This window comes from Citrobacter sp. Cpo069, from assembly GCF_030332785.1.
In the GTDB taxonomy this organism is placed as follows: Bacteria; Pseudomonadota; Gammaproteobacteria; order Enterobacterales; family Enterobacteriaceae; genus Citrobacter; species Citrobacter portucalensis.
The window spans coordinates 420,064-432,301 of the sequence record NZ_JAOWHD010000063.1 but is presented as its reverse complement, the minus strand read 5'-3'; the positions used below and the strand labels follow the sequence as shown (position 1 = coordinate 432,301).

General features: G+C 50.9%; 13 protein-coding genes. 8 read left to right on the top strand and 5 right to left on the bottom strand.

Going from position 1 to position 12,238, the window contains the following annotated elements:
• The first annotated feature begins 263 nt into the window (after positions 1-263).
• Positions 264-1,061, top strand: a complete 798-nt coding sequence (locus tag OGY08_RS24710; RefSeq protein ID WP_125363329.1) for an SDR family NAD(P)-dependent oxidoreductase — start codon at positions 264-266, stop codon at positions 1,059-1,061.
• On the opposite strand, the gene OGY08_RS24705 is transcribed toward OGY08_RS24710, so the two are convergent.
• A complete protein-coding gene (locus OGY08_RS24705) occupies positions 1,048-1,608 on the bottom strand; it encodes a TetR/AcrR family transcriptional regulator (protein WP_003831648.1) in 561 nt (186 codons plus the stop codon). The genes OGY08_RS24710 and OGY08_RS24705 overlap by 14 nt on opposite strands.
• 85 nt (positions 1,609-1,693) lie before the next feature.
• On the opposite strand from OGY08_RS24705, the gene OGY08_RS24700 reads away from it, so the two are divergent.
• The 3 genes from OGY08_RS24700 to OGY08_RS24690 all read left to right on the top strand — a co-directional run bounded on the left by OGY08_RS24700 (position 1,694) and on the right by OGY08_RS24690 (position 4,106).
• Complete coding sequence (locus OGY08_RS24700; protein ID WP_125363328.1) at positions 1,694-2,902, top strand: MFS transporter; 1,209 nt, start codon at positions 1,694-1,696, stop codon at positions 2,900-2,902.
• Positions 2,902-3,717 (top strand): Cof-type HAD-IIB family hydrolase, encoded by an 816-nt coding sequence (locus OGY08_RS24695; protein WP_125363327.1) that lies wholly within the window; start codon positions 2,902-2,904, stop codon positions 3,715-3,717. Before OGY08_RS24700 ends, OGY08_RS24695 begins: the two co-directional genes overlap by 1 nt.
• A 107-nt stretch (positions 3,718-3,824) precedes the next feature.
• Positions 3,825-4,106 carry a hypothetical protein gene (locus OGY08_RS24690; RefSeq protein ID WP_003831642.1) on the top strand — a complete coding sequence of 94 codons (282 nt, stop codon included), beginning with the start codon at positions 3,825-3,827 and terminating at the stop codon, positions 4,104-4,106.
• A 217-nt stretch (positions 4,107-4,323) separates the two neighbouring features.
• On the opposite strand, the gene OGY08_RS24685 is transcribed toward OGY08_RS24690, so the two are convergent.
• Positions 4,324-5,556, bottom strand: a complete 1,233-nt coding sequence (locus OGY08_RS24685; RefSeq protein ID WP_008784235.1) for an MFS transporter — start codon at positions 5,554-5,556, stop codon at positions 4,324-4,326.
• Between the two features lie 297 nt (positions 5,557-5,853).
• Here OGY08_RS24685 and ybjG point away from each other — a divergent pair, with 297 nt between their 5' ends.
• Together ybjG and deoR are read left to right on the top strand one after the other, a co-directional pair.
• On the top strand, positions 5,854-6,462 hold the full coding sequence (gene ybjG / locus OGY08_RS24680) for an undecaprenyl-diphosphate phosphatase (protein ID WP_125363326.1): 609 nt from the start codon (positions 5,854-5,856) through the stop codon (positions 6,460-6,462).
• Between the two features lie 64 nt (positions 6,463-6,526).
• Positions 6,527-7,285, top strand: a complete 759-nt coding sequence (gene deoR / locus OGY08_RS24675; protein WP_048214595.1) for a DNA-binding transcriptional repressor DeoR — start codon at positions 6,527-6,529, stop codon at positions 7,283-7,285.
• A 45-nt stretch (positions 7,286-7,330) separates the two neighbouring features.
• On the opposite strand, the gene dacC is transcribed toward deoR, so the two are convergent.
• Positions 7,331-8,533: a serine-type D-Ala-D-Ala carboxypeptidase gene (dacC, locus tag OGY08_RS24670; RefSeq protein ID WP_020996521.1), complete on the bottom strand. Its 1,203-nt coding sequence runs from the start codon at positions 8,531-8,533 to the stop codon at positions 7,331-7,333.
• A gap of 328 nt (positions 8,534-8,861) precedes the next feature.
• On the opposite strand from dacC, the gene OGY08_RS24665 reads away from it, so the two are divergent.
• Positions 8,862-9,488: a glutathione S-transferase family protein gene (locus OGY08_RS24665; protein ID WP_003831628.1), complete on the top strand. Its 627-nt coding sequence runs from the start codon at positions 8,862-8,864 to the stop codon at positions 9,486-9,488.
• Between the two features lie 5 nt (positions 9,489-9,493).
• Here OGY08_RS24665 and OGY08_RS24660 read toward each other — a convergent pair whose 3' ends face one another.
• Both OGY08_RS24660 and bssR read right to left on the bottom strand, forming a co-directional pair.
• A complete protein-coding gene (locus OGY08_RS24660) occupies positions 9,494-10,591 on the bottom strand; it encodes a PQQ-dependent sugar dehydrogenase (RefSeq protein ID WP_032942802.1) in 1,098 nt (365 codons plus the stop codon).
• Positions 10,592-10,693: 102 nt separating this feature from the next.
• Positions 10,694-11,077 carry a biofilm formation regulator BssR gene (gene bssR / locus OGY08_RS24655; RefSeq protein ID WP_008784229.1) on the bottom strand — a complete coding sequence of 128 codons (384 nt, stop codon included), beginning with the start codon at positions 11,075-11,077 and terminating at the stop codon, positions 10,694-10,696.
• A 220-nt stretch (positions 11,078-11,297) separates the two neighbouring features.
• On the opposite strand from bssR, the gene OGY08_RS24650 reads away from it, so the two are divergent.
• Positions 11,298-12,224, top strand: coding sequence for a LysR family transcriptional regulator (locus OGY08_RS24650; RefSeq protein WP_048214596.1), 927 nt, complete (start codon positions 11,298-11,300; stop codon positions 12,222-12,224).
• Positions 12,225-12,238: the final 14 nt, after the last annotated feature.

Below are 12,238 nucleotides of genomic sequence, written 5' to 3'. Positions count from 1 at the left end.
ATTTTCCCTTAATTGAAAAATTTTTGCAGGTAAGCAGAACTTTTCTTCAAGGCGTCAGTCATAACTATTGCCACTGCTTTTCTTTGATGTCCCCAATTTGTGGAGCCCATCAACCCCGCCGTTTTGGTTCAAGGTTGATGGGTTTTTTGTTGCCTGAAATTTGCGCTCATCGCCTTCCACCTCTGAAACTCCTCCCAAATTTGCAGCATGCCGGTTATGGCACATACTTTAAAACGGTGCTTTATCGGGGATGGGGGTTAGTCATGTTGCTTACTGGCAAAGTCGCAGTAATTTTTGGTGGCAGCGGGGCTATTGGTAGTGCGGTTGCGCAGGCCATGGCGCGCGAAGGAGCCCATATATGTCTGGGCGCTCGCAGCCAGGAAAAACTTGATCGGACGGCCAGTATTATCCGAACGGCAGGTGGTACAGTCGAAACCTTTATCACCGATGTACTCGACGAGCACAACGCATCGAAGGAAGTTACCCGCCTTGTAGAGCAAACCGGTGGAATAGATGTGGTGGTTAACACAACGGGATTTATGCACGAACAGGGCAAACGCATTGACGCATTATCCCTCTCTGAGTTTATGAGCGGTATAACCCCTTTCCTCTCGGCGCAGTTCAATATCGCAAAAGCCGTAACGCCGCACATGGGCGGCAATCGTGCGGGCGTCATTCTCAGCGTTGTTGCCCCCGCGGCCCCGATGGCGATGCCTGGTCATCTGGGTCATATTGTTGGTTGTGCAGGAACAGAGGCTTTTATTAAAGCGCTCGCCAGCGAGGTAGGACCGGCAAATATCCGGGTCGTCGCCGTGCGCTCGCATGCGATTGTGGATGCTGTTGCAGCTGGATCCTATACCGGAGAAATTTTCTCCGCCAAAGCACAGTCAATGGGTTTAACCGTCGATCAATGGTTAGGGGGTGCGGCGCAAAGTACCATGCTCGCGCGCCTGCCTACGCTTGCACAAATCGCTGAGGTCATGACCTTTCTTGCTTCAGACCATGCCAGCGCCATGACCGCGACGGTGGTGAATATTACCGGAGGCGCTACGCACAGCTGACTGTCGCGGGTATCCCTGCAATACGCTCCACCATCAGCAAGATATCTTCTCGCTGCAGCGGTTTTTTGTCCGTGACAAAATGCAGCGTCATTCCTTCAATAAACGCATCCAGCGCCCGCGCCGTAACCGGGTCAAACCACTGCTCCAGCGTTTGTTGGCTGCGTAGCATCCAGTTCTGCATCACCGTTTTCAACGCTGGTTTACGGCTGGCAAAAGCATACAGCTGATACATGAGCTCCATATTATCAGGCGTTGTGACCTGAGAGCCGTAAATCATATCGGTAATGGCATGGCAAGCCTGCGACGCATCCTTAACATCGGCAAAAAAGTCCTGATACTGCAGCATCATCCTGTCAGTAAAACGGCCAAATGCCTCCATCAAAAGCTCATCGATTCCCGAAAAGTAATAGGTCATAGAACCCAGTGGTACCTCGGCAATCATAGCGATTTTACGGTGTGTAACCCCATGAATACCATGGGCTATTACTGCATCCAGAGTCGCCTGAACTATTTTTTCCCGCCGCTGCGGATCGTTTGCACGTCGCACTACATTTCCTCTTCTTGCATTTGTGTACAAATGTACACAGTCTTGCTAATGTTGTCTCCTTCCCTCTTTTCTTTGGCTCGAATTCATGACTGGCATCTCATCACGCAAAGCCTTAAGACGTCGCACCTGGGCGCTGTTCACGTTCTTCTTTTTACCAGGATTATTAATGGCCTCCTGGGCAACGCGTACCCCTGCCATCAGAGATATCCTCTCCATCTCCACTGCCGAAATGGGCGCGGTGTTGTTTGGGCTCTCTATTGGTTCGATGAGTGGCATACTTTGTTCGGCCTGGCTGGTGAAACGATTTGGCACGCGTAAGGTGATCCGCACCACCATGTCTTGTGCCGTTCTCGGAATGGCGATCCTCAGCGTAGCGCTCTGGCTGCATTCCGCATGGCTTTTCGCGTTTGGCCTGAGCGTATTTGGCGCCAGCTTTGGCGCGGCAGAAGTTGCCATCAACGTCGAAGGTGCGGCAGTTGAGCGCGAAATGAACAAAACCGTGCTGCCGATGATGCACGGTTTTTACAGCCTGGGAACGTTGGCAGGGGCTGGAGTTGGAATGATGCTTACCGCCTTCAGCGTCCCGGCTACCGCGCATATTCTTTTGGCTGCAATGGTTGCTATCACACCTATTTTCATCGCCATCAAAGCTATTCCTGACGGCACGGGCAAAAATGCCGCTGACGGTTCTCACTCCGGTGAAAAAGGACTGCCTTTTTATCGTGATATCCAGCTATTGCTGATCGGCGTTGTAGTGCTGGCAATGGCATTTGCTGAAGGTTCCGCCAACGACTGGCTTCCACTGTTAATGGTGGACGGACATGGATTTAGCCCGACATCAGGCTCGCTTATTTATGCCGGTTTTACGCTGGGTATGACCGTTGGGCGATTTACCGGCGGCTGGTTCATCGACCGTTACAGCCGCGTTGCGGTGGTGCGCGCCAGTGCGCTGATGGGCGCTCTCGGGATTAGCCTGATTATTTTTGTCGACAGCTCTTGGGTGGCCGGTGTGTCCGTTATTCTGTGGGGACTCGGCGCATCGCTCGGTTTCCCGCTGACCATTTCAGCCGCCAGCGACACCGGCCCCGATGCACCGACCCGCGTCAGCGTCGTGGCGACCACCGGTTACCTGGCGTTCCTTGTTGGACCGCCGTTGCTGGGCTATCTGGGTGAACACTATGGCCTGCGCAGCGCTATGTTGGTGGTGCTGGCGCTGGTGCTTGTCGCCGCCGCCGTCGCGAAAGCGGTAGCGAAACCGGATCTCAAAAATACTACGGTGATGGAGAACAGCTAATGAGTATCAAATTAATTGCGGTCGACATGGACGGCACATTTTTAAGCGACCAAAAAACCTATAACCGCGAGCGCTTTATGGCGCAATACCGCCAGATGAAAGAACAAGGGATCCGCTTTGTGGTCGCCAGCGGTAACCAATATTATCAGTTGATTTCCTTTTTCCCCGAACTGGCCAATGAGATCTCATTTGTCGCCGAAAACGGTGGTTGGGTAGTCAGTGAAGGTGAAGATGTCTTTAACGGCGAACTGGCTAAAGACGATTTCCATGCCATCGTAGATCATCTGCTGACCCGCGCCGATATCGACATTATTGCCTGTGGTAAAAACAGCGCCTATACATTGAAACAGTACAGTGATGAACATAAGAACGTTTCCGCCATGTACTATCATCGTCTCGAGTTTGTAGATAATTTTGACAATCTTAACGACGTTTTCTTCAAGTTCGGGCTGAATATTTCCGACGACCGAATTCCACAGGTACAGGCCGACCTCCACGAGGCGATTGGCGATATTATGGTACCGGTGCATACCGGCTACGGCAGCATCGACTTAATAATTCCCGGCGTGCATAAGGCTAACGGTCTGCGCCTGCTGCAACAACGCTGGAATATTAACGACAATGAAGTTCTTGTGTTTGGCGATGGCGGAAATGATATTGAGATGCTGCGCCAGGCAGGATTTAGTTTTGCAATGGCCAACGCCCATGAGCCGGTGATCGAGGCGGCAAAATATCGCGCAGGCTCGAACAACGAAGAGGGCGTTCTGGATATTATTGACCGCGTGTTAAGGAATGAAGCACCGTTTACGCATTAACGGCTCAGCACAGACGGCAACAAAATGATGGCATGATCTATTCATAATCCGCCTCAAATTAACCCGCTGGATTATTACTTCCAGTGAATATTTCAGGCGAGCGGATCATGAAGAAAAGTGTACTAATGGCGACATTGTTGCTGGGCTTTGCGGGGACAACATTTGCACAGAGCGTTACCGTTGATGTCCCCAGCGGTTATAAAGTGGTGGTAGTGCCCTCTTCCGTCAGCGTCCCGCAGGCGGTCAGCGTAACTACCGCACCACAAACGGTATATGTTGCTCCAGCGCCTGCTCCGGCCCCTGTCTATCGCGCACATCCTTATGCGCGACATGTGGCAAGCGTCGGTGAAGGGATGGTTATCGAACATCAGATTGACGACCACCACTAAGTTGTCGCCAGGCCCAGACAACCGTAATACTGGTCAGTTAAGATCTTTGGTGAGCGGTAGGCCGGATAAGGCGTTTACGCCGCCATCCGGCAATTTGCTACAGGCCGCCGGATGGCGCTTCGCTTATCCGGCCTACAGCGTGATTCTATTATCAACATAATGATGAATTTATCGGCGTCATTATGCTTATCTGCGCTGGATTGCGGAAATCCGGACCTTAGCCTTCCCGGGAATTCCCTACCCTTTTATCTTTCAGGAAGATAACCATCAGAATCAGCCACAGTACGCCGCTTGCCAGATTGAACAGGCTGAACAAGCCGTTCCCTCCCAGCAGATACGCGTGTTTGCTCAACTCAATACCGACGGTAAAAATCAGCATCTGCAACATACCCATTGCGGCAGAAACAGTACCCTTACTCATTTCGCTGGCAAACAGCGTCAGGCGCACCAGCCCCGCATTCGCCACGCCAATGCCAAACGCATAGATACTCAAACCCGCCGTCATCCATAGATATGCATGGGATGACACCACCGTGGCCGCAGCGGCAATAATCAGGCCAACGGCGATTGGCCAGCCGCCCATGATAATGAGCGAACGCACGGTTTTTCGCGAAGTCAGACGCGCCAGCACCAGGTTACCAGCAATCAACGCGCCAAAAATCGGCACCTGCAACAGACCATATTCGTAGCTGCTGAGATGTTCACCACTGATGATAATAATCGGGGACTGCGCAATCCACGCCAGTAACGGCAGGCTGACAAAACCCAACGCCAGTGCGCCTGCAACGAAGCGCACGTTCCTCAGCACCAGCTTATAATCCTTGCCCAACTCTTTAATGGACAGCTTTTCACCAAGCCGGGTTGCCGTTTCCGGCATCGCGCGTTGCAGACCAAAAAAGGAGATGGCCGCCAGAGCAGCAAACAGGATAAACATCCCTTCCCACGGCAGAACATGTACCCAGGCTGCGCCTACCAACGGACCCAGCAGTGGCGCAATCAGCGCCACGTTTGCCATCAGCGCGGTAATTTTTATGCAGACCGCTTCTTCAAAGGATTCCTGAATGGCGGCGTAACCCACTGCACCAATAAAGCACAGGCTTATCCCCTGTAAAAAACGCAGGAAGGTAAATTGCTCAATATTCTGTGCAAGCAGGGTTGCAAGGCAGGTAACGATGAACCAGATCACACCGGTTAACATTACCGGACGACGACCAATACGGTCCGACAGCGGTCCTAACAACCACTGCAAAAACATGCCGCCTGCCAGATAGGCGGTCATGGACGTAGGTACCCAATCTAATCCGGCGTTATATTGCGCCACCACCGCCAACATTCCGGGCTGGATCATATCGTTGCCGATATAAGTGGAGAATTCGTAAAGCACCAGACAGAGCGGGAAAAGTAATGCCTGACGCCCCAAACGGACGCCTGAAGATAAACGGTTCTGCATGCAATCTCTTAACTATAGAAAAATCGCGCAAAGTGTAATAAATGCGCCGTACTGGTGATAGTGAATTATGTGATTTGAAAGCAAAATGCGCACATTTTTACACTCATTTGCTCAAGAACATTTTGCTTTAAGGTTAATTTAAGTTGAGACCGCTATCATGCTCAATAAATCTCATTAATTGTCTTAAAAATCGTCATTTAACAGGCAAATAAGACAAGACCGCTTTTTATCCCGTGAAAGCAATTTTATGCTCTCCCAAAATGGGTCTTTTTAACGATTACACTGAGTCTGGACGTTATGCTGGAAAATCTGAACAATTCGCTTTTTTACTTGATCAATGCAACACCCGACTCTGCGCAATGGGCAATTTCGCTCGCCATTTTCATTGCCAAAGATCTGATCAGCATTGTGCCGCTGTTAGCCGTTGTGCTCTGGCTTTGGGGACCTCGTGGTCAGGTTACGCTCCAGCGCCAGTTGGTCATCAAAATGGCCATTGCGTTGGTAGTCGGTCTGACGATTTCCTGGCTGATGGGGCATCTTTTCCCCCACGATCGTCCGTTCGTTAACCACATCGGCTATAACTTCCTGCACCATGCGGCAGATGACTCTTTCCCGAGCGACCACGGTACGGTTATCTTCACCTTTGCTCTGGCCTTCCTGTTCTGGCATCGCTTGTGGACGGGTGCTCTGCTGATGGTTGTCGCCGTGGCGATTGCCTGGTCACGTGTTTACCTTGGCGTTCACTGGCCGCTGGATATGCTGGGCGGATTACTGGCCGGGTTGATCGGTTGCCTGAGCGCCCAGATGATCTGGCAACGGTTCGGCGCAACCTTGTACCTCGGCTTGCAGACGTGCTATCGCACCTGCTTCGCTCTCCCCATCCGTAAAGGTTGGGTACGTGACTAACCCGCGGTAAAAAGAGTAGTATTAAGCGCGAAACTGAGCACTTATTCTATTCTCCAGGGGAACTATGGAAACTCGACGCGACGAGCGTATTGGTCAATTACTGCAGGCGCTGAAACGCAGCGATAAATTACACCTCAAAGAAGCCGCGACGTTGCTGGGCGTATCTGAGATGACCATTCGTCGCGACCTGAATAATCATGATGCTCCCGTCGTGCTGCTCGGGGGCTATATTGTTCTGGAACCCCGCAGCGCTAACCACTATTTAATCAGCGATCAAAAATCCCGTCTGGTTGATGAAAAGCGTCGCGCTGCCCAGCAGGCGGCGAGTCTCGTGCAGGCGCATCAGACCATCTTTTTCGATTGCGGTACGACCACGCCGTGGATCATTGAAGCGATCGACAATGAACTGCCCTTCACCGCAATCTGCTACTCGTTGAATACGTTTCTGGTGCTGCAGGAAAAACCGCAGTGCCGCGTCATTCTGTGTGGTGGTGAATTCCATGCCAGTAACGCGATTTTTAAACCACTCGATTTCCAGGAAACGCTGAACAACCTCTGTCCGGATATCGCCTTTTATTCTGCGGCAGGTGTTCATATCGAGAAAGGCGCGACCTGTTTTAATCTGGAAGAACTGCCGGTGAAGCACTGGGCGATGTCGATGGCGCAGCATCACGTTTTGGTGGTCGATCACAGCAAGTTTGGCAAGGTGCGACCTGCGAGGATGGGGGAATTGAAACGCTTTGATACCATCATCAGTGATAACCGCCCTGACGATGAGTTTGTTGAGTACGCTAAAGCACAACGTATCACGCTGAAGTACTAACAGATACTGCCGGACGGCGATTGCGCCATCCGGCAATAAATAAGATTAAGAGAACCAACCACCAAACCACTGGTGGAATTTCATCATCACAAAGTCCCACATGCGGCTAAAGAAACCACCCTCTTCCACATCTTCCATCACCATCAACGGACGCTGCTCAATGGATTTTCCGTTCAACTGGAAGTCGATAGTGCCCACAACCTGACCTTTCTTCAGCGGTGCAGTTAGCTGTGGTTCAGTCAGGGTAAAGCTGGCCTTCAGGTTTTTGAGCTGGCCACGCGGAATGGTCACAGAACCCCCTTCTCCGGCGCCCAAATTCACTTCACTCTTATCGCCAAACCAGACGCGCTGGGTGACGAAAGTCGCATCCGGCTTGATCGGCGTAACGGTTTCAAAGAAACGGAAGCCCCAGGTCAGCAGTTTTTCTGACTCATTGAAACGAATGCGGTCGGTTTTTGCTCCCAGCACCACGGAGATCAGGCGCATATCGCCCTGGGTCGCGGAGGCCACCAGGTTGTATCCCGCCCCGGCAGTGGTCCCGGTTTTCATACCGTCCACGTTCAGGTTGGTGCTCCACAACAGACGGTTGCGGTTCGGCTGGCGGATTTTATTGAAGGTAAATTCTTTCTCTTTGTGAATAGCGTACTCTTCCGGCACATCGTGGATTAACGCCTTCCCGAGCAACGCCATATCACGTGCGGTACTGAACTGTCCTGCCGCATCCAGGCCGTGTACCGTCTGGAAAGTCGTGTTGGTCAGCCCCAGTTTTTTCGCATAGCCGTTCATCAGGCCAATGAAGGATTCCTGGCTGCCGGCAACGTAATCAGCAAGTGCAATACAGGCATCGTTACCTGACTGAATGATAACGCCTTTATTCAGATCGGACACCGCAACCTGATCGCCGGGCTTGAGGAACATGACCGACGAACCGCGCAGGGCTGGATTACCGGTCGCCCAGGCGTCTTTGCCCACGGTGACCATGTCGTTGAGGTTAATTTTTCCGGCCTTCAGCGCCTGCCCAACCACATAGCTGGTCATGATTTTGGTCAGACTGGCAGGATCCAGTTTCTCATCAGCATTACCTTCCGCCAGCACCTTACCACTGGCGTAATCCATCAGAATCCACGCACGCGCGTCCACGCTCGGCGGGGCCGTCGGTTGCTCCGCCGCCTGTACGGTCGGCGCCAAAAGGATTAAGAGTGCAGAACCTGCAGCAAAGCTGCGAAGTGAAGAGAAGTATTGCGTCATAAATGCCACCCGAGTATCCATTCCAAAAAACCACGTCATACCACACCGTGTTTACACAAAACCGGCCAAGCGACCTCGACCAACCCATGCAGAAAAAGTCTGATGGATGACGTGTAAAATAAGTGCGGTGAGTAATAACGCACTAACGAGCTTAAAGAAACCGTAAGTTGGTAAAGTTTTTAAAGTTTATGCAATAACGCCGCGCTGCGCTGCTCCTGGCACGATTTTTTTAGACTTTGTTGCGTAAATATTAGGTTTACCCCACCATGTGAGCTAGTCAGATGGCATCTGCAGCCATAAAGCTGCTCAATTAATTTGCGGGGTTACTATGATTACACTGTGGGGTCGCAATAACTCGACCAACGTAAAAAAAGTATTGTGGACGCTCGAGGAACTGGAACTGCCGTATAACCAAATTCTGGCGGGCGGGCAGCATGGCGGTAACCGCGATGCCGACTATCTGGCACTGAACCCGAACGGACTGGTCCCGCTGCTACGCGATGATGAAACAGACGTTGTCCTGTGGGAATCCAATACCATTGTCCGCTATCTGGCCGCTCAGTACGGACAAAAACGTTTATGGATTGACGCCCCGGCCGCGCGCGCCGTCGGTGAAAAATGGATGGACTGGGCAAATCAGACGCTAAGCCCTGCGCACCGGGTTATCTTATTTGGTCTGGTCAGAACACCTGCCGATCAGCGCGATATGGCGGCCATTGAGGCAAGTAAACAAGTTTGCGATAACCTGTTTGCCATTCTGGATAACGCGCTGGCAGACCAGCCATGGTTCTCCGGGGCTGAATTTGGCACGGCGGATATCGCTGTTGCACCGTTCATCTATAACCTGTTCAACGTTGGTCTGAGCTGGACCCCGCGCCCGCATCTGGAACGCTGGTATCAACAACTGACCGAGCGCCCGGCGTTTCAAAAAATCGTGATGATCCCGGTCAGCTAACCAAATCAGGGACTCACTTTCAGTAATTCCCCGTCGGACTCGTCGGTTAACACGTACAAATAACCGTCTGGTCCGACGCGCACATCACGGATCCGCTGCCCCCTTTCCTGCAACAGACGACCATCCTCAGTGACCGTATTCCCTTTAACGCTCAGCACGATCACTTCTTTATCTTTCAACGCGCCGATGAACAACTTCTGCCGCCACTGCGGGAAGGTATCGCTATTGTAAAAAGCCATTCCACTAACCGCCGGCGACTTTTCCCAGTAAAAGATGGGTTGTTCCGTGCCAGCAACAATTTGACCTTTTGCTTCGGGAATTTTCAAACCACTGTAGTTAACACCCCAGGTCGCGATAGGCCAGCCGTAGTTTTTCCCTTTCTCGGGGATATTGATTTCATCGCCTCCGCGTGGACCATGCTCATTGAGCCACAACACATCACTCCACGGATTCATCGCCATACCCTGCGGGTTGCGGATGCCATACGACCAAATCTCTGCCCGCGCTCCTGCCATGTTCACAAACGGATTATCCGGCGGAATTTTTCCCTCGTCGGTCAGTCGGACTAATTTACCCTGCAATTTATCCAGGTCCTGGGCGGTAGCGCGTTGATTATTCTCCCCCAGGCCAATAAACAGATAACCGTTACCATCAAATACCAGACGTCCACCAAAATGGTTTCCGGTGGAAAGCTTTGGCTGTTGGCGAAAAACGGTCTGAAATCCTTGCAGATGTTTGAGATCGTCACTCAATCGCCCGTAGCCTACCGCAGTGCCCGCTTTGCCTTCGCGGTCGGCTTCAGCGAAGCTTAGCCATACCCGGCGAGATTGTGCAAAATCCGGTGCTAACGCCACATCAAGCAGTCCTCCCTGACCATTTGCCCAAACTTTGGGTACGCCGGTCAGCGGGTCGGAAAGCCCTTTATCAGGCTGCCAGAGTCGAAGCTGTCCACCTTTGAGCGTAATGAGCATACCGCGGTTATCGGGTAAAAAAGCCAGTGACCATGGGTGATCGAGTTTAGTTTGCAGCACTTCCACTTTTACCGCGGCGGCATAAGTGGAAAATAGCGCAAGTGGAATAGCACAGAGAAAGAGTCGACGCATAACACCTCCTTAATGGCTCTGCATAAAGCGTAGCCAGCAAGGGGAATTATCCCGCTACATTTACATAATCTTGACGAAAAGGGGGAGCGCCCTCCCCCTGATTCAGACGTGTTCCAGCGTTGGGTAAGATTGCAAACTCTGGATACTTAGCGTCAGCGTTGTCAGGCAGTTTTCCAGTTTCTCTGCGTTAACGGCGATAAACGTTGGACAATCGTGATGTCCACTCATAAGACAAACAGCGGCGGCGGCTAACGCCCCTTCAGCACGATGAAGGGCATTCCACTCTTCCTGATCAAGATGCATACCGTGAAGCTGTGATTGCTCGTGCAATTCGCGATTCAGTGCAAAAAAAACATCACGCAGGCGATCGCTCTCGCTAACTGACATGTAGCCTTTCGCTTTTCTCAACTGCAGATAAGCGGCAAGTTCGATACGGGCGTTTATCAATTTGTTGAGAAGATCGGTTCTCAGTCTGTCAACAACCATACTTTGTTCCTCCTCTTTCCAACTATGGTGCAACTTAATAGTATGGTTGTTTTTTGAACAAATAGATGTCCTACATCAATAAAGCCCAATTGATTAACATAATTTACAATGTTACAACTTCATCCGGTACGCTTATCGAAAGCGCCCAGTGTCTGACTCGCCTGACTTTTTTTGCTATACCTGATGTGGTTACTGCCATGGTGTTGATGATGAGGGGTCTATGTCGAAAGCAAATGATGCAGAAAAGATACGCACACTATCAAAAATAGATCTCAATCTGCTGACCATTTTCTGTTTGATCTATAGCGTGGGTAGCATTTCCAGAGTCGCTGACATGCTGAACATCTCACCTTCCGCCGTCAGCCAGTCATTAAGAAAACTGCGCGAAATGATGGGGGATAATCTGTTTGTCCGTAGCGGGAATGCACTGTTACCGACGGTCTATTCTGATGAACTGTATGATAATACAATCCCAATTATCGATAAGCTGTCAACGCTGATGCCGCTTTCCACGCCTGCCACCAAAAAAAGGTTAACGCTTTATACGGAATCTTTTATTTCCCCTATCGTTATTCCAGATGTCACCGCCAGAATAATCGAGACTGACGCCGATATCAGCCTCCTGCACCTTACCGCCGACCTGAATGAACAGAGTATTATTGAACTGCTGAATATGCGTCAGGCAGATGCCGTTTTTTCTACCTTTTCTGTAGAGTCAGCAAGTCTTTCATGCCAGAAAATATGCGATATGCGCCTGGTGCTGGCGGCCTCGCAGAATAATTCTTTATATGGTAACACCATCAGTGAAGCTCAATTCAGAAACGCTAACCTGGTCGGTTACAATACTAAGAATGAGAAAATCATTTATCATCGCAGTATTGTAGATAAAAAATTTAGAACCGGAGAACGCTGCCTGCTTACCTCATCGTTTACGGCGATTCTGACGATTGTGTCCAATACACATTGTTTAGGGGTAATCCCGGAAAAGGTATTTGAAACACACGCTCACCTGTATGGACTAAAAAAAATAAACACTCCGTTTCCCTTGCCACAATTTAGCGTGTTTGCCTCATCGCGCAAAGAAAGTAATACCCACAAAATCCTCTCACCTATTCTGGCTGATTTGCAAACAGCCTCCCTGTTATGAAAACCAGAGAGGCT

Coding starts and splice junctions, on each gene's coding strand:
- OGY08_RS24710 (WP_125363329.1), top strand. CDS start 264: ATGTTGCTTACTGGCAAAGTCGCAGTAATTTTTGGTGGCAGCGGGGCT.
- OGY08_RS24700 (WP_125363328.1), top strand. CDS start 1,694: ATGACTGGCATCTCATCACGCAAAGCCTTAAGACGTCGCACCTGGGCG.
- OGY08_RS24695 (WP_125363327.1), top strand. CDS start 2,902: ATGAGTATCAAATTAATTGCGGTCGACATGGACGGCACATTTTTAAGC.
- OGY08_RS24690 (WP_003831642.1), top strand. CDS start 3,825: ATGAAGAAAAGTGTACTAATGGCGACATTGTTGCTGGGCTTTGCGGGG.
- OGY08_RS24685 (WP_008784235.1), bottom strand. CDS start 5,556: ATGCAGAACCGTTTATCTTCAGGCGTCCGTTTGGGGCGTCAGGCATTA.
- ybjG (WP_125363326.1), top strand. CDS start 5,854: ATGCTGGAAAATCTGAACAATTCGCTTTTTTACTTGATCAATGCAACA.
- deoR (WP_048214595.1), top strand. CDS start 6,527: ATGGAAACTCGACGCGACGAGCGTATTGGTCAATTACTGCAGGCGCTG.
- dacC (WP_020996521.1), bottom strand. CDS start 8,533: ATGACGCAATACTTCTCTTCACTTCGCAGCTTTGCTGCAGGTTCTGCA.
- OGY08_RS24665 (WP_003831628.1), top strand. CDS start 8,862: ATGATTACACTGTGGGGTCGCAATAACTCGACCAACGTAAAAAAAGTA.
- OGY08_RS24660 (WP_032942802.1), bottom strand. CDS start 10,591: ATGCGTCGACTCTTTCTCTGTGCTATTCCACTTGCGCTATTTTCCACT.
- bssR (WP_008784229.1), bottom strand. CDS start 11,077: ATGGTTGTTGACAGACTGAGAACCGATCTTCTCAACAAATTGATAAAC.
- OGY08_RS24650 (WP_048214596.1), top strand. CDS start 11,298: ATGTCGAAAGCAAATGATGCAGAAAAGATACGCACACTATCAAAAATA.